Origin of the sequence: Pseudomonas sp. (assembly GCF_017744435.1) — a bacterium.
In the GTDB taxonomy this organism is placed as follows: domain Bacteria; phylum Pseudomonadota; class Gammaproteobacteria; order Pseudomonadales; family Pseudomonadaceae; genus Aquipseudomonas.
The window spans coordinates 118,107-136,511 of record NZ_JAGIBG010000017.1 but is presented as its reverse complement, the minus strand read 5'-3'; the positions used below and the strand labels follow the sequence as shown (position 1 = coordinate 136,511).

13 protein-coding genes and 1 rRNA gene are annotated in these 18,405 nt (G+C 64.4%); 12 read left to right on the top strand and 2 right to left on the bottom strand.

Annotated elements, in window-relative coordinates; genetic code table 11:
- A 5S ribosomal RNA gene (gene rrf, locus J7573_RS14225) occupies nt 1–115 on the top strand.
- 77 nt (nt 116–192) lie between these two features.
- Here the strand turns inward: rrf and J7573_RS14220 are convergent.
- Nucleotides 193–882, bottom strand: coding sequence for a GntR family transcriptional regulator (locus tag J7573_RS14220; RefSeq protein ID WP_294335739.1), 690 nt, complete (start codon nt 880–882; stop codon nt 193–195).
- Nucleotides 883–1,155: 273 nt separating this feature from the next.
- Here J7573_RS14220 and lapG point away from each other — a divergent pair, with 273 nt between their 5' ends.
- Nucleotides 1,156–1,848, top strand: a complete 693-nt coding sequence (gene lapG / locus J7573_RS14215) for a cysteine protease LapG (RefSeq protein WP_294335738.1) — start codon at nt 1,156–1,158, stop codon at nt 1,846–1,848.
- 10 nt (nt 1,849–1,858) lie between these two features.
- On the top strand, nt 1,859–3,802 hold the full coding sequence (gene lapD / locus J7573_RS14210; protein ID WP_294335736.1) for a cyclic di-GMP receptor LapD: 1,944 nt from the start codon (nt 1,859–1,861) through the stop codon (nt 3,800–3,802).
- Between the two features lie 2 nt (nt 3,803–3,804).
- Here the strand turns inward: lapD and J7573_RS14205 are convergent, their stop codons facing one another.
- Nucleotides 3,805–4,146 (bottom strand): tryptophan synthase subunit beta, encoded by a 342-nt coding sequence (locus tag J7573_RS14205; RefSeq protein ID WP_294335735.1) that lies wholly within the window; start codon nt 4,144–4,146, stop codon nt 3,805–3,807.
- Between the two features lie 340 nt (nt 4,147–4,486).
- On the opposite strand from J7573_RS14205, the gene bcsE reads away from it, so the two are divergent.
- From bcsE to bcsC, 9 genes are read left to right on the top strand one after another with little or no spacing between them, the layout of a single operon-like run.
- Nucleotides 4,487–5,977 carry a cellulose biosynthesis protein BcsE gene (gene bcsE, locus J7573_RS14200; protein WP_363263845.1) on the top strand — a complete coding sequence of 497 codons (1,491 nt, stop codon included), beginning with the start codon at nt 4,487–4,489 and terminating at the stop codon, nt 5,975–5,977.
- A complete protein-coding gene (gene bcsF, locus J7573_RS14195) occupies nt 5,974–6,156 on the top strand; it encodes a cellulose biosynthesis protein BcsF (protein ID WP_294335731.1) in 183 nt (60 codons plus the stop codon). The genes bcsE and bcsF overlap by 4 nt, the downstream gene beginning before the upstream one ends.
- Nucleotides 6,153–7,781 (top strand): cellulose biosynthesis protein BcsG, encoded by a 1,629-nt coding sequence (gene bcsG, locus J7573_RS14190; protein ID WP_294335729.1) that lies wholly within the window; start codon nt 6,153–6,155, stop codon nt 7,779–7,781. Before bcsF ends, bcsG begins: the two co-directional genes overlap by 4 nt.
- On the top strand, nt 7,778–7,996 hold the full coding sequence (gene bcsR / locus J7573_RS14185) for a cellulose biosynthesis protein BcsR (RefSeq protein WP_294335727.1): 219 nt from the start codon (nt 7,778–7,780) through the stop codon (nt 7,994–7,996). The genes bcsG and bcsR overlap by 4 nt, the downstream gene beginning before the upstream one ends.
- Nucleotides 7,993–8,709, top strand: coding sequence for a cellulose biosynthesis protein BcsQ (gene bcsQ, locus J7573_RS14180; protein WP_294335726.1), 717 nt, complete (start codon nt 7,993–7,995; stop codon nt 8,707–8,709). Before bcsR ends, bcsQ begins: the two co-directional genes overlap by 4 nt.
- Nucleotides 8,706–11,315: a UDP-forming cellulose synthase catalytic subunit gene (gene bcsA, locus J7573_RS14175; RefSeq protein ID WP_294335725.1), complete on the top strand. Its 2,610-nt coding sequence runs from the start codon at nt 8,706–8,708 to the stop codon at nt 11,313–11,315. Before bcsQ ends, bcsA begins: the two co-directional genes overlap by 4 nt.
- The gene (gene bcsB, locus J7573_RS14170) at nt 11,312–13,594 is read left to right on the top strand and encodes a cellulose biosynthesis cyclic di-GMP-binding regulatory protein BcsB (protein ID WP_294335724.1); all 2,283 of its coding nucleotides are present in this window, start codon (nt 11,312–11,314) and stop codon (nt 13,592–13,594) included. The genes bcsA and bcsB overlap by 4 nt, the downstream gene beginning before the upstream one ends.
- A 2-nt stretch (nt 13,595–13,596) precedes the next feature.
- Complete coding sequence (gene bcsZ, locus J7573_RS14165) at nt 13,597–14,709, top strand: cellulose synthase complex periplasmic endoglucanase BcsZ (RefSeq protein WP_294335722.1); 1,113 nt, start codon at nt 13,597–13,599, stop codon at nt 14,707–14,709.
- On the top strand, nt 14,697–18,233 hold the full coding sequence (gene bcsC, locus J7573_RS14160) for a cellulose synthase complex outer membrane protein BcsC (RefSeq protein WP_294335721.1): 3,537 nt from the start codon (nt 14,697–14,699) through the stop codon (nt 18,231–18,233). The genes bcsZ and bcsC overlap by 13 nt, the downstream gene beginning before the upstream one ends.
- Nucleotides 18,234–18,405 lie beyond the last annotated feature (172 nt).

Sequence of the window (18,405 nt, the reverse complement as noted above, 5' to 3'; positions counted from 1 at the left end):
TTGACGACCATAGAGCATTGGAACCACCTGATCCCATCCCGAACTCAGCAGTGAAACGATGCATCGCCGATGGTAGTGTGGGGTTTCCCCATGTGAGAGTAGGTCATCGTCAAGATTCAAACAAAAAGCCCCTGTCTGCATTGCAGACAGGGGCTTTTTCTTTTCCGGGCCATAACACCCTGGTGTTGAGCGCTAGCGGGCGAGTTGTTTGTCCAGGTAGTTTCTGATTACCCGCGATCCATTGTTCAGATGCTGCTCCAGCACCCTTACCGCCTCGTCGACCCGTTTTTCAGCGGCAGCATCGACCAAGGCGTTATGGTCGTCCTGGGTGAGCTTGCCCAGCCCCATGGACGACAAGTGGAAGCGCAGGAAGCGTTCTTCCTCATTCAACTCGTTCTCGATCAGGCGCAACAGTTTCTGGTTGGATGCCTTGCCATAGAGCGACATGTGGAACAGCCGATTGAGACGGCCGATTTCCGCATGGCTGGTTTCGTTCTCCAGTTGCTCGATGTAACTGCGGGCGCTGGCGATGTCATCGGCTTCGAGCAGCGGGATCGACTGGCGCAGCGCTTCGCTCTCGAGGAGCACGCGCAATGCATAGGTGTCGACGGCGTCTTCGCCAATCAACGGTGCGACTACCGCGCCTTTGTGCATTTCCACTTTCAGCAGCGATTGCGCCTCCAGTTGGCGCAGCGCCTCGCGCACCGGCATACGGCTGACGCCGTACAAGTCGGCGATTTCCTGTTGGCGCACGGCGGTGCCAGGTGGCAGGCGGCCATCGAGAATGGCGCTGCGCAGACGTTCTTCAATGACGCCACGGGCCAGGTGTGCCGGCAGCTGTTCGCTGGCCAGCACGTTACTGAGTTTGATTTTCTCGGCCAAGCGAAGTGTGCCTCGACGACAAAAAAGTTGGATCCAATGACACTAGTGACAGGCAAGGGGACTTGTCAAACCTGCGCCCGCGACAGAGCGAGCAGACCAGGCTCGCAATAATGGTGGATGAGTTTTCCCGGCAAAGGAAGCGACACACACTAAGCGCTAACAATAAAGTTATAGCCAGCCGACCATCGGCTACAGGCTTGCGCACTGCCATTGTCTTTTAAGTGGGCAGGCCGCACCATCGCTGCTCTGGACTGATCTGAACAGGGCTTCGCAGTGGCGATAACCTGGTTGCTCAAAACCACCGTGCGCCGTGCCTGCCTTGCGCTGATGCTTGGCGGCCTGTTGTTGGGCAGCCTGCATGCGGATTGGGATTTCGCTGAGATCAGCCGCAAGTCCCAGGCCCTGTATGGTCCGCTGGGGGCGGGCAAGGCCCGCATCGATGCCTGGCAGAACCTGATGGCGACGCACGGCCAAGGCACCGAGCTGCAGCGCCTGGAGGTGGTCAACCTGTTCTTCAACCAGCAACTGCGTTATGTCGAAGACATCGACCTCTGGCACGAAGTCGACTACTGGGCCACGCCGATCCAGGCCCTGATCAAGGGCGCCGGCGACTGCGAAGACTACGCTATCGCCAAGTACTTCAGCCTGCGCCGCATGGGTATTCCCGCCGAGAAACTGCGCATTACCTATGTCAAAGCCCTGCGCCAGAACCGTGCGCACATGGTCCTGACCTATTATTCATCCCCACAGGCTCAGCCGTTGGTGCTCGACAGCCTGATGGACGCGATCAAACCGGCCAGCCAACGCACCGACCTGCTGCCGGTCTATGCCTTCAATGGCGAAGGCTTGTGGCTGACCGGCGCCGCAGGCAACAAGAAGGTCGGCGACACCAAGCGCCTGTCACGCTGGCAGGACGTGTTGAAGAAAATGCAGGCCGAAGGGTTCCCGGCCGAACCGGTCTACTGAAGGAGCGCAGATGTCACTGTTCAAACAGCTGCTGTTGGCCATTTGTCTGTTCCTGGTAGTGGCCTTCACTGGCAGCTTCATGGTCAGCCTGGAGAGTTCGCGTAGTCAGTACGTCAACCAGCTGCGCTCGCATGCCCAGGATGCTGCCACCGCGTTGGCGTTATCACTGACACCCAATATCGATGACCCGGCCATGGTAGAGCTGATGGTCAGCTCGATCTTCGACAGTGGCTACTATGCCAGCATCAAAGTCATCGACCTGGGTTCCAACGCCGTACTGGTGGAGCGCCACGCCGAGCCGGACCCAGGTGGCGTGCCTGCCTGGTTCATTCACTTGATCGGCCTGGAAGCGGCTGGCGGCGATGCCATCGTCAGTCGCGGCTGGCAGCAGGCCGCGCGAGTCGAAGTGATCAGCCATCCCATGTTTGCCATCGGCAAGCTCTGGCAGAGTGCCCTGGGCAGCCTCGGCTGGCTGTTGCTGTGCGGCGCCGCGAGCGCGGCGCTGGGCGCCTTGCTGCTGCGCCGCCAGCTGCGCCCGCTGGACGCGATGGTTGAACAGTCCCATGCCATTGCCCGGCGTGAGTTTCACAGCTTGCCGGAGCCGCGCACGCCAGAACTACGCCGGGTAGTGCAGGCAATGAACCAGATGGTCGATAAGCTCAAGGCGCTGTTCAGCGAGCAGGCTGAGCGCAGTGAGCGGCTGCGTGCCGAATCTTATCAAGACAGCCTGACCGGGCTGTCGAACCGGCGCTACTTCGAGATGCAGCTCAACGCCCGCGTCAGCAACATGGAGGAGGCCCGTGCCGGCTACCTGCTGTTGCTGCGTGTGCAGGGGCTGGTAGGGCTCAATGCGCGCCTCGGCGGCCAACGTACTGACCAGCTGCTGCAAGCGGTGGGAGAGCAGCTGAGGAGCACCTGCGCCACCTTTCCGGAGACCAACGACCTGATTTCCCGCAGCCGAGGCGGCGAGTTCGCCATCCTGGCGCCAGGTATGGTCCACGAAGACGCTGTGCGGCTTGCCCAGGCCCTTGAGGCGGCGCTACAGAGCCTTCACCAAACCGGTGCCAGCGATATCTCTCCGGTCGCCTGCATTGGCCTGGCACCGTTCAGCCCGGGTAATGCGCCGCAGGCGCTGCTCAAGCTGGCTGATGAGGCTTTGGCACGTGCCGAGAATCAACCGACGCCAGGTTGGGTATGCCTGGAGCAGGGCGCTGCAGCTGTTGCTGGCGATAGCCAGCACGAGTGGCATACGCGCCTTGACGAGGCCTTCGTCAAAGGCCGCTTCGAACTGTTCTTCCAGCCGGTGGTGCAGACCCAGGCCCCTCAGCGGGTACTCCACTACAAGGTGATCTCGCGGCTGCTCGACGAGCAGGGCGAGGCCTTGCCCGCCGGCCGCTTCCTGCCCTGGCTGGAGCGCTTTGGCTGGATGGCGCGGCTGGACCTGCTGGTACTGGAACAAGCGCTGGCGCACCCGCGCAGGCACGACCAGGTGCTGGCCCTGAACCTGTCTGCCGCAACCCTGGCCGACCCCAAGGCCCTGCAACGGGTCTTTGAGTTGCTAAGCCAGCACACGGCGCCGGGCGCACGGTTGATCTTCGAGATCGGCGAGGAGCAGTTGCCGGAGCAGGCCGCGCTGGAACAGTTGACCCGGCGCTTGCGCGTGCTCGGTTTCGGCCTGGCCCTGCAGCGCTTTGGTGGCCGCTTCAGCATGATGGGCAACCTGGCGCATCTGGGCCTGGCGTATCTGAAGATCGATGGCAGCTACATCCGCAACATCGACCAGGAGCAACACAAGCGGCTGTTCATCGAGGCCATCCAGCGTGCCGCGCACAGCATCGACCTGCCATTGATCGCCGAACGGGTCGAGACCGAAGGCGAGCGGCAGGTGCTGCAGGAAATGGGCATCGAAGGCATCCAGGGCCAGCTGTCCGGGGAGCCCGCGCCCTGGCGCTGATCTCAGATCAGCCCGCCTTCCTGCTCTTCTTCGATCAGGTTGTTCAGGCTGCCCAACGCTTTGCGCGCCGTCGAGCGGTTGAGCAGCTTGGCCTGAGCCCCGGCTGGCAGGTCGGTGATGCTGATCACGCCCTTGGTGGTCAGCACCTCGATCAGGTCTTCGAGCACGCGGATCATGTCCAGGTCGCTCTGCTTGAGTTGCTTGAGGCTGTTCTCGACGACATCGTCGGCGAACCATTCCTGGATTTCCGCATGGTCGGCGGGCAGGATTTCCGTGTACTCGGCGTAGGGCGCGGCTTCCACCCGCGCCAACTGCCCCTCGCCGTCGCGTTGCACATAGAACATGGCATCCATCCTCGTCACGTTGAATCCTCAGGGTAGGTTCTGGCGCAGCATAGGCAACTTTGCCCCGCTGCGCCGGCCGGCCAGCTGACGTTGTTGTCGATCGTGATGATCGGGTCGCGTCAGATCGCCACTGGCAAACGTGTGCGGCAATTCACAAACATCATCTTGACACTATTTTCACCTAGTGCTGTAGAATTGACGGCTTAAACTAAAGCCCCATCTGCAGGCGCCGTATTTTTGACACTTTTGCTCGTCAAAAAAGCCGCTGAAGCTTACGTGCGGCCTACGTCTTTGAATCAGCTCCGATTTCGAATTCAGAGTCATCGTTTTGACGAAAAGTATTCCATTGTTGGCTATTCCCGGACTAGGTGCCGAGCATAGTCAGTTCCATGAGCAAGGCTTGTATTGGTTGGCCTGTGACACCACAGAAAACGCCGCTACGCTCTGCCGCCAAGTGATCGAAGCCATGCCTGAACAAGGCCGGGCGGCGTTGCTGGGTAGTGCGCGTGTGATACATGAGGCCCTCGAAGGCCTGGACCCCGCTTGTGGTCCTGCCGAACTGACGCTGTTCGAGGCCGACACGCGGGCCATCCTGCACCTGACAAACGACCTGCCGCGTATCGACTTGCCTGGCCGAATGCTGCTGGCCATCGTGCCATCGGCTGCCTGGGAAGACGGCAAGGCCGAGCACTGGTGCCTGGCGCTGCGCCAGGCGGCGATTGCGGCCGGTGCGTTGATTCTGGTGATCAGTGAAGGGCAGAGCGCCTCGCTGGTCGAGCGCCTGCGCGCATTCAACCAGTCGCTCGACGGGCTAGCCCAGCTGTATCGCGGCCAGGGCGGCACGCGTTACCTGCAGCACTTCTGGAGCAACAGGCTGGGTGTTGCTGGCACCCAAGACCTGGAGCTTGCACGCCAAGCCGGTGGTTTTGCCGTTGCCAATCGGCCTCTGCCGTTGACCGATGCCGGTGGCGACGAGCTGCTCTGCCTGGCCCAGAGCCAGGTCCTCGAAGGTGCGCCAGCATTGTCGGAGCATTGGCAGGTGTTCGACAGCATCAGCGAGGTTGGCGCCAAGGCCAGTCGCGCCGTGTCGGCAACCGTGATCTTTGCCATGGATGGTGGCCAGCGCCTCGATATCCTCGCCCGTCAGTTGCACACCTTGCGGCAACTGCGTGGCAATGCCCTGAAGCTGGTGGTGCGGGAAATGGCGCCGACCTTGCGCTACCAGGACGAGCAGCTGTTACTGGCCTGTGGTGCCAGCCAGATCGTGCCGTTCGGCGCCAGCCTTTCGCGCTTCCTGACCATGGTCGACAGCATCCAGGGTTACGTCTGGCGCCGCCACCTGCCGGCCGATTTCGATGCCTTGCTCGCTCGCCTGCGGCCACTGCCGGTCTGCGGCCTGGTGGCACCGCGGGTGTTTGCCGAAGCGGTGCAGCAGATGTGGCACGGCCATCGCAATGGTGAAATCGTCCACCAGTTGCTGGTGCTGCGCCCGGCTCCAGGCCTGAGCCCGCTGCAGGCCTGCTCGCGTACGGTGTTCCGCCGCGATGGCGACATTGCCTGCGTGGTCGGTGAGGTGTTGTTCCTGTTCCTGTTCGCCTGCCGTTCGGAGGGTGTCGAACAGGCGTTGGACCATATCTTCCAGTTGTCCTGGAAGGAGCTGTTCATCAGCCAGGATCTTCTGGTCAGCCTCGACAGCCTGTCGGCTCCGGCGTTTCTCGATGAAACCATACCGCAGCCGCCGCTGGCCGAGTCGATGGCACTGCCAGCGGCGCACAAGCGGCCCACCCTGGTGCCTCGGCAGATCGCCCTGGGCCATGGAGGGGCAGCATGAACTTCGTGCAATTGCTTCAGGTAGTCGGCATCAGTGCGCTGGTTACCTTGATCCTGGTCCTGTTCGTGGTGAGCGTGCGTGCCACCGTGCAGGGCTGGCTGAACCGCCTTTTGCGACCCCGTTACCTGAAGCCGGTGGGTGTACGCCGCCGTGTTGTGCGTCAGGACTCTGAAAAATGACCAGTTCGACATTCTCCGCCCAGGTGCCGGCCCGCTGGCGCGGTCTGGGTGCCTGGAACCTCTATTTCCTGGCCAAGTTCCTGTTGGTCGCGGTGGGCATGCTGGACTTCCAGGCCCTGCCCAACCTGCTGTTCGCGGCATTTCTGCTGATCCCGTTGCCGGGGCGCTGGCTGCGCGTCGGGCGCCAGGTCGTGGCCGTACCTGCGGGCATCGCGCTGTTCTATCACGACACCTGGTTGCCACCGTTCCGGCGTTTGCTGGAGCAGCCGGGGGTGCTCGACTTCTCGTGGGATTACCTGCTGGAACTGCTGGCCAGGTTCATCAACTGGAACCTTGTGGGCGCTCTGGTACTGCTGCTGGTGGGCTACCTGTTCCTGCGTCACTGGTTGCGCCTGAGCACATTGAGCCTGGCCGGCCTGGCGTGGCTGGCGGTCGGCGGGCTGCCGGCGTTGAGCATCGGTGGCGGCCAGCCAGCCGTTGCCGGTGCAGCCACGTCGGTTACCACGGGCGCTGCTGCACCGGCTGCGGCCATTGCCGACACGGCGACCCTGAATGCCTGGCTGGAGCGCTTCTTCGCCAGTGAGCGGCAACGAGTAACCACGTTCCCCGCCGTGAAGCCTGACGAGCAGACGTTCGACCTGCTGGTGATCAACGTGTGTTCCCTGGCTTGGGACGACCTCTCGGCCGTTGGCATGCACGACAACGCCTTGTTCTCGCGCCTGGACGTGGTCTTCGATCAGTTCAACTCGGCCACCTCCTACAGCGGGCCGGCGGCGATTCGCATGCTCCGCGCCAGCTGCGGCCAGTCGTCCCACGCGGGCCTGTACCAGCAGGCACCCGAACAGTGCCTGCTGTTCCAGAACCTGGCCAAGCTCGGGTTCCAGAGCCAGACACTGCTCAACCACAGTGGACGCTTCGACAACTTCATCGGCGACATCACCACCCAGCACATGCCTCAGCCGGGCTTCAGCGTCAGCGACTTCCCGCGGGCGCTGGTCAGCTTCGACGGCTCGCCGATCGCCGGCGACCTGGACGTGCTGCACGGCTGGTGGGGCAAGCGCAAGAGCTCCGGCGCCGACCATGTCTCGCTGTTCTACAACACCATCAGCCTGCATGACGGCAACCGTATGGTGACCGCCGACGGTGGCACGCGGCCGGCCGATTACGCCACGCGGGCCAATCGCCTGTTCGGCGACCTCGGCAAGTTCCTCGACGAGCTCGAAGCCAGCGGCCGTCGCGTGGTGGTCGCCATCGTGCCCGAGCACGGCGCGGCCTTGCACGGTGACCGCATGCAGCTGTCCGGCATGCGTGAGATCCCGACCCCGTCGATCACCCATGTGCCGGTCGGCCTCAAGTTCATTGGCATGGGCCAGCCAGCGCGTGGCGAACCGTTGCGGGTCACCGCGCCGACCAGCTTCCTGGCGCTGTCCGAGCTGGTTTCCCGCGTGTATGCCGGCCTCGGGGCAGGGCAGACCCTCGATCTGCCGAGCCTGCTGACCGACCTGCCGACCACCGAGCGTGTGTCGGAAACCTCCGGCGCCCAGGTGCTGGACTACCAGGGCCAAACCTATATGCGCCTGCAAGGCCAGCCGGATTGGCAGCCTGTTCCCAAGGAGAGCCCATGAAGGCTGGCAAAGCTGACCCATCCGACCGCAGTGACGATATCGCCCAGTTGCGTAAGTACCTGGCCATGCCTGCCTTGAGCTATCAGGACATTTCCATGATGGTCGGTGTGCAGCAGGCATTGCAGCGTTGGCCGCTGCTGGGCGAAAGCTGCATGGCCCGCCTGGAAGAAGCTGCCTTGGCGCGGGCCGAGCAGTCGGAGGCCGTGCAGCCATGATCAGCCTGGCCTTGCATGGACTGCGTGGTGGCTTGGGCCGTACCGCGCTGCTGGCGGCGCTGGGTTATGCCCTGCGTGAGCTGGGCGAGCGCGTGCTGCTGGTCGACATGAGCCCGGACAACCTGCTGGGCCTGCACTTCAACTTGCCGTACGAGCAGCGCGATGGCTGGGCGTGTGCCGAGTTGCAGGGGCGGCCCTACGACGAGCCCCTGTATGAGGTACTCGACGGCCTGTGCGTGATGCCCTTTGGTGAAGTGGACCCGCACCGGCTCAAAGAGCTGAACGGTTATCAGCAGCCCGAGGTCTGGCGTAGCCGGCAAACAGCCCTGGCCGGGCATTTCGACTGGCTGCTGTTCGACCTGCCTCACCCTGTAGCGGCCAAGGCAACGTCTGCTTTTGTCACCGACATGCGGATCCTGGTGGCCGAGGCCGAGATGACCAGCCACATCCTGCTGGGCCGTCAGCAGGTCGAGCGTTACGACCTGCTGCTGGTCAACCGTTTCGACCCGGCCAGCAGCCTGCAGAGCGATGTGCTGATGGTCTGGCGTGACCTGTTCCGCAAGCGCCTGCCGATGCAACTGGTGCACCGTGACGAAGCGTTCGTCGAGGCTTTCGCCTGCAAGGCGCCGGTCGGCCACTACGCCCCGCAGTGCCTGGCATCCCGCGATGTGCAAAGCCTGGCAGTACGGTGCATGGCGAGGCGTGAAGCGTGAACGTGACCCCACGCTCGGCCTACGCCCACTTCACCGCGCGCGGCGCACAGCAGGCGGTTGCCCTGCTGTTCACCCTGGGTGTGTGGCTGGCCTACCTGTTCCTGCGCCTCGAGTCGCCTGCCTGGCAGGCATTGCTGGCCGAGCGTCAGCGCCTGTTCCCGCAGTTCGTTGGCAAGCGGCCATCGCTGGGCGACCCACTGCGGCTGCTGATCCAGTGCGTCTGGCTGCTGCTGCGGCGAGTGCCTCAGCCGCGCAAGCCTGGGCGGCCGTTGCGGGTCTTGTCGTTCGCGGCCGGCTACTTGCACGGCGCCTTGAGGGTGCTGCGCAACTGCCGGGCCCGGGTAGCCGAAACCATGGGCCAGGTGCCGGCACGTTTTCGCGACAGCGACCTGCAGCAAGGTGCCGCCCGGCGCCTGCGCCAGCTGAGTGTGTTCGGCCGGCGCCTGTTCTATACCGTGCTCACCGCGTTCGCCGTGCTGCTGGCCGTGCTCTGCGTGACCGAGCCGTTCGGCTACCTGGCGCAGCTGGTGTTCATCTTCCTGCTGTGGGGCATCGCCATGTTGGTGCGCTACATGCCAGGCCGCTTCCCGACCCTGATGCTGATCGTGCTGTCGACGATCATTTCCTGCCGCTACCTGTGGTGGCGCTACACCTCGACCCTGAACTGGAACGACACGCTCGACCTGATCTGCGGCGTGATTCTGCTCGCGGCGGAAACCTACTCCTGGTTCGTGCTGATCCTCGGCTACATCCAGACCTGCTGGCCGCTGCAGCGCAAACCGGCGAACCTCCCGGAAGACCCGGCGCGCTGGCCCAAGGTCGACCTGATGATCCCCACCTACAACGAGGATCTTTCGGTGGTGCGTACCACCGTGCTCGCTGCCCTGGGCCTGGACTGGCCACGCGAGTGCCTGCGCATCTACATCCTCGACGATGGCAAGCGTGAGGAGTTTCGCGCCTTCGCCGACGAGGTCGGTGTGGGCTACATCGTGCGGCCGAACAACCATCACGCCAAGGCGGGTAACCTCAACCATGCGTTGGGGATCACAGATGGCGAGCTGATCGCCATCTTCGACTGCGACCACGTGCCGGTCCGTTCCTTCCTGCAGATGACCGTCGGCTGGTTCCTCAAGGACCCGAAGCTGGCGCTGGTGCAGACGCCTCACCACTTCTTCTCGCCCGACCCGTTCGAGCGCAACCTGGGTTCGTTCCGCCGCCGCCCCAACGAGGGCGAGCTGTTCTACGGGCTGATCCAGGACGGCAACGACATGTGGAACGCCGCCTTCTTCTGCGGCTCCTGTGCCGTGCTGCGGCGCACCGCGCTGGAAGACATCGGAGGCTTTGCCGTCGAAACGGTCACCGAAGATGCCCATACCGCGTTGCGCCTGCACCGCAAGGGCTGGACCTCGGCCTACCTGGGCATTCCCCAGGCCGCAGGCCTGGCTACCGAGAGCCTGTCGGCGCACATTGGCCAGCGCATTCGTTGGGCGCGTGGCATGGTGCAGATCTTCCGTACCGACAACCCCCTGTTCGGCCGCGGCCTGAGCCTGTTCCAGCGGGTCTGCTACGCCAACGCCATGCTGCACTTCCTGGCCGGCCTGCCGCGGTTGGTGTTCCTCACCGCGCCACTGGCATTCCTGCTGCTGCACGCCTACATCATCTACGCACCTGCCGTGATGATCCTGCTGTACGTGCTGCCGCACATGATTCACGCCAGCCTCACCAACTCGCGCATGCAGGGCAAGTACCGGCAGACCTTCTGGGGCGAGGTGTACGAGACCGTGCTGGCCTGGTACATCGCCCGCCCGACCACGGTCGCGCTGTTCGCGCCGAAAAAGGGCAAGTTCAACGTCACGGCCAAGGGCGGCCTGATGGAAGAGGGGCAGTTCGACTGGCGCATCGCCCAGCCTTACCTGTTCCTCGCGGGCCTCAACGTGGCCGGCCTGGGCTTTGCCGTCTGGCGCCTGTTCACCGGCCCGGCCGCGGAAATCGGCACGGTCATCGTCAGTTCGTTGTGGGTGACCTACAACCTGCTGATCCTCGGCGCCGCCTGCGCAGTGGCCGCTGAAGTGCGCCAGGTGCGCCGTGCACACCGCGTGCAGATGCACCTGCCGGCCGCATTGCTGCTGGACAGTGGCCACGGTTTCCCGTGCACCTTGGTCGACTATTCCGATGGCGGCATCGGCCTGCAATTGGGTGACGGTGTGAAGCCTGCCTCAGGGGAACGCGTGCGCCTGCTGCTGAGCCGCGGGCAGCGTGAGTTTGCCTTCAATGCACGGGTCACCCGCATTGTCGGCCGGCATGTGGGCCTGACGTTCGAGGGCCTCAACCAGCAGCAGCGCATCGACCTGGTGCATTGCACCTTCGCCCGTGCCGATGCCTGGCTGGGCTGGCAGGACAAGCACGAAGTCGACCGCCCGCTGCGCAGCCTGATGGATGTGCTCAAGCTGGGCGGCGTGGGTTACCTGCGCATGATCGAACACACCCCCATCTGGCTGCGCGGGTGGCTGCTGCCCCTGTACGCGTTGCTGCGCTGGCTGGCCAGCTACCTGCCGCATACACCCCGACCTCTTCCTTCCACGAACCTTGCTGACCGAGACGCATGATGACTCGTTATCCCGCACGCACCTGGGGCCTGGCGATGGCGCTGCTTGCCTCGCTGTTCCAGAACGCTGCTGTCGCCGCTGTAGCCCCCCTTGCCATGCCGGCCGAGCCATCGGTGCCCAACTGGCCCGTCACCCAGACCTTCGAGCAGCTTGGCCGATCGGCCGACAGCCTGATGCTGGGCGTTCGCAACAGCGAAAACATCGAGTTCGGCCTGCGCCGGGATCGCCTGGCCACCGACGCGGTGCTGCAACTGGACTACACCCCGTCGCCAGCGCTGCTGCCGAACCTGTCGCATCTGCGCGTGTACCTCAACGACGAGCTGATGGGGGTGGTGCCGATCGAGAAGGACCAGCTCGGCCAGCGCGTGCGTCGTCAGCTGCAGCTGGACCCGAAACTGCTCAGCGACTTCAACCGGGTGCGCCTGGAGTTCGTCGGGCATTACACCGATATCTGTGAAGACCCGGCGCACAGCGGCCTGTGGCTGAACGTCAACCGCAAGAGCCAGGTGCAACTGCGCGAGCAGGCGCTGGCGCTGGAAAATGACCTGGCCTACTTCCCGCTGCCGTTCTTCGATGCACGCGATACCAACAAGGTCGAGTTGCCGGTGGTGTTTGCCGACACCCCGACCCTGGGCGAGCAGCGTGCCGCTGCCATCCTGGCGTCGTACTTCGGCAGCAAGGCCGGCTGGCGCAAGGCGACTTTCCCGGTGTCGTTCAACAGCCTGCCGGCCAGCGGCGACAAACCGCAGCCAGCCATTGTCTTCGCCACCAACGACCGGCGCCCGGCGTTCCTCGCCGACCTGGAAAAATTCCCGGCGGTCGACGGCCCGGTGGTGCAGCTGATCGATCACCCGAGCGACCGCTGGAGCAAGCTGCTGCTGGTCCTGGGCCGCAATGACGAAGACCTGGTCAAGGCCGCCTCGGCGCTGGCCGTCGGCAGCGACCTGTTCCGCGGCTCGCGGGTCAAGGTCGAGCAGCTGACCGCGCTGCAGCCACGCAAGCCTTACGACGCGCCGAACTGGACGCGTACCGACCGCCCGGTGCGGTTCTCCGAGCTGCTCGACTACCCGGAGCAATTGCAGGTCAGCGGCTTACAGCCACGGCCGATCACCCTCGACGTGAACCTGCCGCCAGACCTGTTCGTCTGGCGCAACCAGGGCATTCCGCTGCAGACCCTGTACCGCTACACGCCGCCAGCGGTCACCGATGAGTCGCGCCTGAGCATCAGCGTCAACGACCAGTACATCACCAGCATGCCGCTGGTGGGCAATGACCGCCGCAGCAGCACCCTGGAAGAAATGCGCCTGAACGTGCTGTCTACCGACAGCACCGCCCTGACCGAGCAATCGCTGGTCCCGGCCCTGAAGATCGGCGCGCGCAACCGCCTGCGGTTCGATTTCAGCTTTGCCAGCACCGTGGGCAGCGCCCAGCGCGACCACTGCCAGACATCACTGCCGGTAGACGTGCGTGCGGCGATCGACGAAAACTCGACCATCGACCTGTCCGGCTACTACCACTACATGGCCATGCCTGACCTGCGAGCTTTCGTCCGCAGCGGCTTCCCTTACAGCCGCATGGCCGACCTCTCCGAGACCCTGGTCGTGGTACCGGCCAAGCCCACGGCAATGCAGGTCGGCGTCTTGCTTGACGTGATCAGCAGCATCGGCGGGCAGGTGGGCTACCCGGCCCTGAATGTGCGCTTGAGCGACAACTGGAAGCAGGCTGCCGACGCCGATGCCGACCTGCTGCTGATTGGCAGCCTGCCCGAAGACCTGCACGATCAGCCGAACCTGGGCTTGTTGCTGAACGCACAGCGCGACTGGATGGTGCAGGGGCGGGCGGTGGAGCAACCTGGCAGCCGCCGCTTCGACACGGCGCCCGTGGTGTCCAACAACCGCATCGAAGTCAGTGCGCAGGCGCCGATTGCCGCGATCACCGGGCTGAAGTCGCCGTTCCACGAGCAGCGCAGCGTCGTTGCCTTGCTGGGTAGCTCCGATGACGCGTACGCCTTGCTGCGTGAAGTGCTGGCCGACTCCGGCAAGCTCGACGCCGTGGCAGGCTCCGTCGCCCTGGTACGCACCAGCGGTGTCAGCAGCCAGTTCGTGGGCGAGCACTATTACGTTGGCCAGCTGCCATGGTGGCTGCTGATGTGGTTCCACCTTTCCGATTACCCGACCCTGATCGCGGTAATCGCCGTCATCAGCGTGCTGCTGTTCGCCTTCCTGCTGTGGCGTGCGCTGCGTTGGGCCGGGCGCCGTCGCCTGAGCGGGGCCGATTGACCATGCGTCAGCTGTTGGCCGCGCTGCTGGTGCTGTGCATGCCCGTTGTCGCCAGCGCGTCGACGGCTTGCCCGTGGCCGGCCTGGGAGCGTTTCAAGACCGACCTGATGAGTGCGGATGGCCGGGTGCTCGACCGCAGTGACGAGCGCCTGGTCACCACCTCCGAAGGGCAGAGCTATGGGCTGTTCTTTGCCCTGGTCGGCAACGACCGCCAGGCGTTCGACAACCTGCTGCGCTGGACCGGCAACAACCTCGCCGAAGGCGACCTTGCCCGGCACTTGCCGGCCTGGCTCTGGGGCCGCGGCAAGCAACAGCAATGGCAGGTGCTGGACAGCAACAATGCCAGCGATGCCGACCTGTGGATCGCCTACAGCCTGCTCGAAGCGGGGCGGCTGTGGAATGAGCCGGCGTATGCCCGGCTGGGCACGCAGATGCTCTGGCGCATTGCCGCGCAGACCGTGCGCAAGTTGCCGGGCCTGGGTGTGATGCTGCTGCCGGCGGACTACGGCTTCGACGACAACCATGGCTGGCGCCTGAACCCCAGCTACCTGCCGCCGCAACTGTTCGACCGCTTTGCCCTGGTGGACCCGCTATGGGGCGAGATGGCCGGCAACGTCCGCCGCCTCTGGTTGCAGTCATCGCCCAAGGGCTTTGCCCCGGACTGGCTGCTGTGGACACCTGCGGCAGGCATCGAGCCCGACCCTGAGCACGGCAGTGCCGGGGACTATGACGCCATCCGCGTGTACCTGTGGCTGGGCATGCTGGCCAACGGTGCAGCGCAGCGCGACGAGCTGCTGCGTCACTTTGCACCGATGGTCGCTGCCACGGCCCAGGGCGGCCTGCCGCCGGAGAGCGTCGATGCCCGCACTGCCAAACAGAACGGCCATGGCCCAGTGGGCTTTTCTGCAGCGCTGTTGCCGCTGCTGGCCAGCGCCGCAGATGGCCACGCTGCACTTGAAGCGCAGCGCAAAAGGTTGCGCGAGCAGCCTGCCGAGCCACAGGCGTATTACAACCAGGTCCTTGCCCTGTTCGGTCAAGGCTGGGACCAAGCCCGTTATCGCTTCGACAACCAAGGTCGCCTGCTGCCCGCCTGGAGTGTTCCATGTTCCGAATGATCGGCGTGCTGACGCTGACCGCTTTGTCCTGTGCCGTGGCCGCGCAACCGAAAGACCGCGATGAACAGCGCCAATGGCTGCTGGAGCAGGTGCGTATTGGCGAGGCGTTGCACCGCGACGACCTGATTCACGACGCACTGGCCAGGTTGCGCCTGTTGGAACCGCGCAACCCTGATGCCTTGCTGGCTGCCTTGAGCCTGGCGCTGCGCGAGCAGAAACCTGCAGAAGCTGAACAACTGCGTGCAAGCATCAGCGAACTGGCGCCCGGCAGCCTTCAGGATCGGCAAGCCCGACGGCTGATGGCGCTGCAGCAGCCGGAGCAGGCGCAGCGCCTGCAGCAGGCGCGCTTGATGGCGGTGACCGGGCGCTACGACGAGGCCTTGGTCGCCTATGACCAGTTGTTTGGCGGCGAACCGCCCAGCCTGGACCTGGCCCTGGACTACTGGCGTGTGCGCGGCAACCTGGCCGGCCAGCGGCCGGAAGCGATCCGCCAGTTGCAGCAGCTGGATCGCCAGTACCCGGGCAATGTCGGCCTGCGCCAGACCTTGGCTGCCTGGCTGTTCAGCGAGGACCGCGACAGTGAAGCCCTGGCCATCCTCGACCAGTTGTCGCGCGACCCGACGGCACGCGATGCCGCCGCGCAGCGCGAGTTCGACTACCTGTCCGAGCAACCGGTGAGTGCCAGCAGCGTCGCTGCCTGGCAGGCATTCGTCCAGCGTTATCCGGCGTCGCCGCTGTTGCCGCTGGCCAGTGACAACCTCAAGCAGCAACGCACCCTGGTGGCCGACCCGGCCTGGCAGGCCGGGCAGCGTGGCAAGGCCTTGCTCGACCAGGACCGCAACGTCCAGGCCGAAGCGCAGCTGCGCCTGGCCCTGCGTCGCTATGCCGATGATGCCAGCCTGCACGGCGCGCTCGGCGTTGCGCTGATGCGTCAGCGCCGTTATGGGGAAGCCAACGCGGCATTCCACCAGGCCGTTACCATCGAGCAGAACACCCGCCTGATGAGTAAATGGAAAGACCTTGAAGCCTCCAGCCAGTACTGGGGGATGCTGCAGCGGGCCGACAGCGCGCTGGAAAAACAAGACCTGCGCACTGCCCGTTCGCTCTACCAGCAGGCGCGCCAGCAGCGCCCTGACGACGAGTTCGCCATGCTGGGGCTGGCCGATGTGGCGTTCGCCGAAGGCGACCTGGCCAGTGCCGAGCGGCAATACCTGCAGGTGCAGCGCAAGGTACCGGGCAATGAAAGCGCGGTGCGCGGCCTGATGCGGATCTATCAGGCGCAGTCGACAGACAAGGCCGAAGCGTATCTGAGCAGCCTGCCTGCGGCCCAACAGGCCCAGTTCGCCAGCCTGCGCCGCAGTCTGGCGCTTGGCCGCCTGCGCGAGCAGGCTGATGCCGCCGTGCAACGGCAGGATTGGGCGACCGCCAGCCGGTTGCTGGGGCAGGCTGCCGAGTTGTCACCCGATGAGCCCTGGCTGGCCTACCAGCTGGCCAACAGCCTGCGCCAACAGGGCCGTAACGCTGAGGCCGACGCCGCATTCACCCGCGTATTGCAGCGCCAACCCGCCGACCCTGCCACGCGTTACGCCCATGGCCTGTACCTGGAGTCCAGCGACCGTGATGCACAGGTCCAGGACACCCTGCGCGCCGTGCCGCAAGGCGCCTGGACCGACGACATGCGTACCCTCGACAAACGCGTGCGTCGGCGCATGACCCTGGCCCAGGCCCAGCGCCTGCAGGACCAGGGCCGTACCGACGAGGCCAGCGCCGTGCTGGAAGCCGGCCTGGCCCAGGGCGAGGGTGACCCGGACGACCTGCTGCTGATGGCGGACTGGGCGGCACAGCGGGGCGATCATCAAAAGGCGCTGGGTTACTACCAGCGCGTGCTGCAGGTTCAGCCGCAGCGTGCGGAGGCCCGCCTGGGCGTGATGGAGAGCTGGATTGCCGAAGGCGACCTGGCCCGTGTGCGCCAGGCGCTGGATGCGCAACCGCTGCAGCTGACCGATGAGCAGAGCGATGCCCAGCGCCGTTATGCTGAAGTGTTGGTTGCCCTGGGCGAGAAGGAAAAAGCGGCCCGGCTGCTGGAGCATGTTGCTGCCAGGCAGGCGCTGCCCGACCCGTTGCTGCGCCGCGACGCAGCCCGTCTGGTGGCTGCCAACGACCCACAGCGGGCGCTGGATCTGTACGCAGCGGCGATGGCCGATGCGCAGATGATCAGCCGCTCGCAGGCGTCGCCGCGTGACGATCGCGTCATGACCTTCGCCAGCCGTGCAAAAGACACCGATGACTGGCTGGCGCGCAGCCTGCGCAGCGACGTCGATGAGCTGTACCAGCAGCGCAATACCAGCGTCACCCTCATGCATGACTACGGCTGGCGCAAGAACGACGGCACGCCCGGCATCTCTCGCCTGAGCACCCAATCGACCTTGCTGCATGTCGATACCCCTTGGGAAGACGGCAGGGCGTTTGCGCGGGTCGAGCGCATTGGTATGGATGCGGGTTCGTTTGATCTGACGGACGGCGAAAACAGGGAAGATTTTGGTTCTTGCCAATTCACCTCCACCGACGGTGCAGGTGGTTCAGTGACACACGGATGCTCAGGCGGTTCGCAAACCGCCAACGGCAGTGTGCTGGCAACAGGATGGCAAAATGAACGTTGGGGCTTCGACCTGGGCACTACCCAAGGCTTTGAGGTCAACAACTGGCTCGGCGGTGCAATCCTCAACGGTGACCTTGGGCAAGTCGGCTGGTCCCTGGCTGCCTCGCGCCGACCAATGAGCAACTCGCTACTTTCGTTTGCAGGCACCCGCGACCCCAACACGGGTATCCGCTGGGGCGGTGTGACAGCTAACGGGGCCACGCTAGGCCTGAGTTGGGATCAAGGTGGTGATTACGGTGTCTGGGCCAGCCTGGGGCATCACTGGCTATACGGTGAGAACGTCGCCGACAACCAGCGTACCCGCGCCATGGCGGGGTATTACTTCAGGGCAATTGAACGGGCGGACGAGCGCATGCGCGTTGGCCTCACCGTGATGCACTGGAATTATGACAAGGACCTTGGGGGTTACAGCCTGGGGCAAGGTGGGTACTACAGCCCTGAGCGCTACGACTCGATCGGGGTGCCGGTCAGTTATGCCTGGCGTAATTATGATTGGTCATTCCTGTTGGAGGGCTCGGTCAGTTGGTCCCGTTCCCACAGTGGCAGCACTAGTCTGTACCCGGACTCAAGCGTCAATCGCAAGATACTTGATCACTTTGCTATCGCTTCCTCGGGCATCAGTGGGACCAACATCGATGCGACCACCGACGCCAGCAGCAGTACCGGCGTGGGCTACCGCCTGCATGGTGCCTTTGAGCGGCGCCTGAACGATCGCTGGGCGCTGGGCGGTGGCTTCGACTGGCAGCACAGCAAAGACTATGCGCCCAGCCATGCCCTGTTCTACGTGCGTTACCTGTTCGAACCGTGGCGCGGCAACCTGGCCCTGCCGGTCACTTCGCTGGAGCCTTACAGCGAGTGGCGTTGAGGGGCGCCCGGCGCCCCTTTGCAACGTATGAACCGGTTCATATGGTTATGCTCTAACGGTATTTAAATTATTTTTCTTATGCCTTTATAGTCGCTCTCACTGCGTACCCGTCGACCAATCGATGCGCCGCACGACTTGAACCCACACGGGTAATCCCCGTGCGTTTCTGATC

Bases quoted from the DNA above. Each gene is read 5' to 3' on its own strand.
- bcsG (WP_294335729.1), top strand. From the start codon at position 6,153: ATGACCAGTTCGACATTCTCCGCCCAGGTGCCGGCCCGCTGGCGCGGT.
- bcsZ (WP_294335722.1), top strand. From the start codon at position 13,597: ATGCGTCAGCTGTTGGCCGCGCTGCTGGTGCTGTGCATGCCCGTTGTC.
- J7573_RS14205 (WP_294335735.1), bottom strand. From the start codon at position 4,146: ATGTTCTATGTGCAACGCGACGGCGAGGGGCAGTTGGCGCGGGTGGAA.
- bcsC (WP_294335721.1), top strand. From the start codon at position 14,697: ATGTTCCGAATGATCGGCGTGCTGACGCTGACCGCTTTGTCCTGTGCC.
- bcsB (WP_294335724.1), top strand. From the start codon at position 11,312: ATGATGACTCGTTATCCCGCACGCACCTGGGGCCTGGCGATGGCGCTG.
- bcsQ (WP_294335726.1), top strand. From the start codon at position 7,993: ATGATCAGCCTGGCCTTGCATGGACTGCGTGGTGGCTTGGGCCGTACC.
- lapD (WP_294335736.1), top strand. From the start codon at position 1,859: ATGTCACTGTTCAAACAGCTGCTGTTGGCCATTTGTCTGTTCCTGGTA.
- bcsF (WP_294335731.1), top strand. From the start codon at position 5,974: ATGAACTTCGTGCAATTGCTTCAGGTAGTCGGCATCAGTGCGCTGGTT.
- bcsR (WP_294335727.1), top strand. From the start codon at position 7,778: ATGAAGGCTGGCAAAGCTGACCCATCCGACCGCAGTGACGATATCGCC.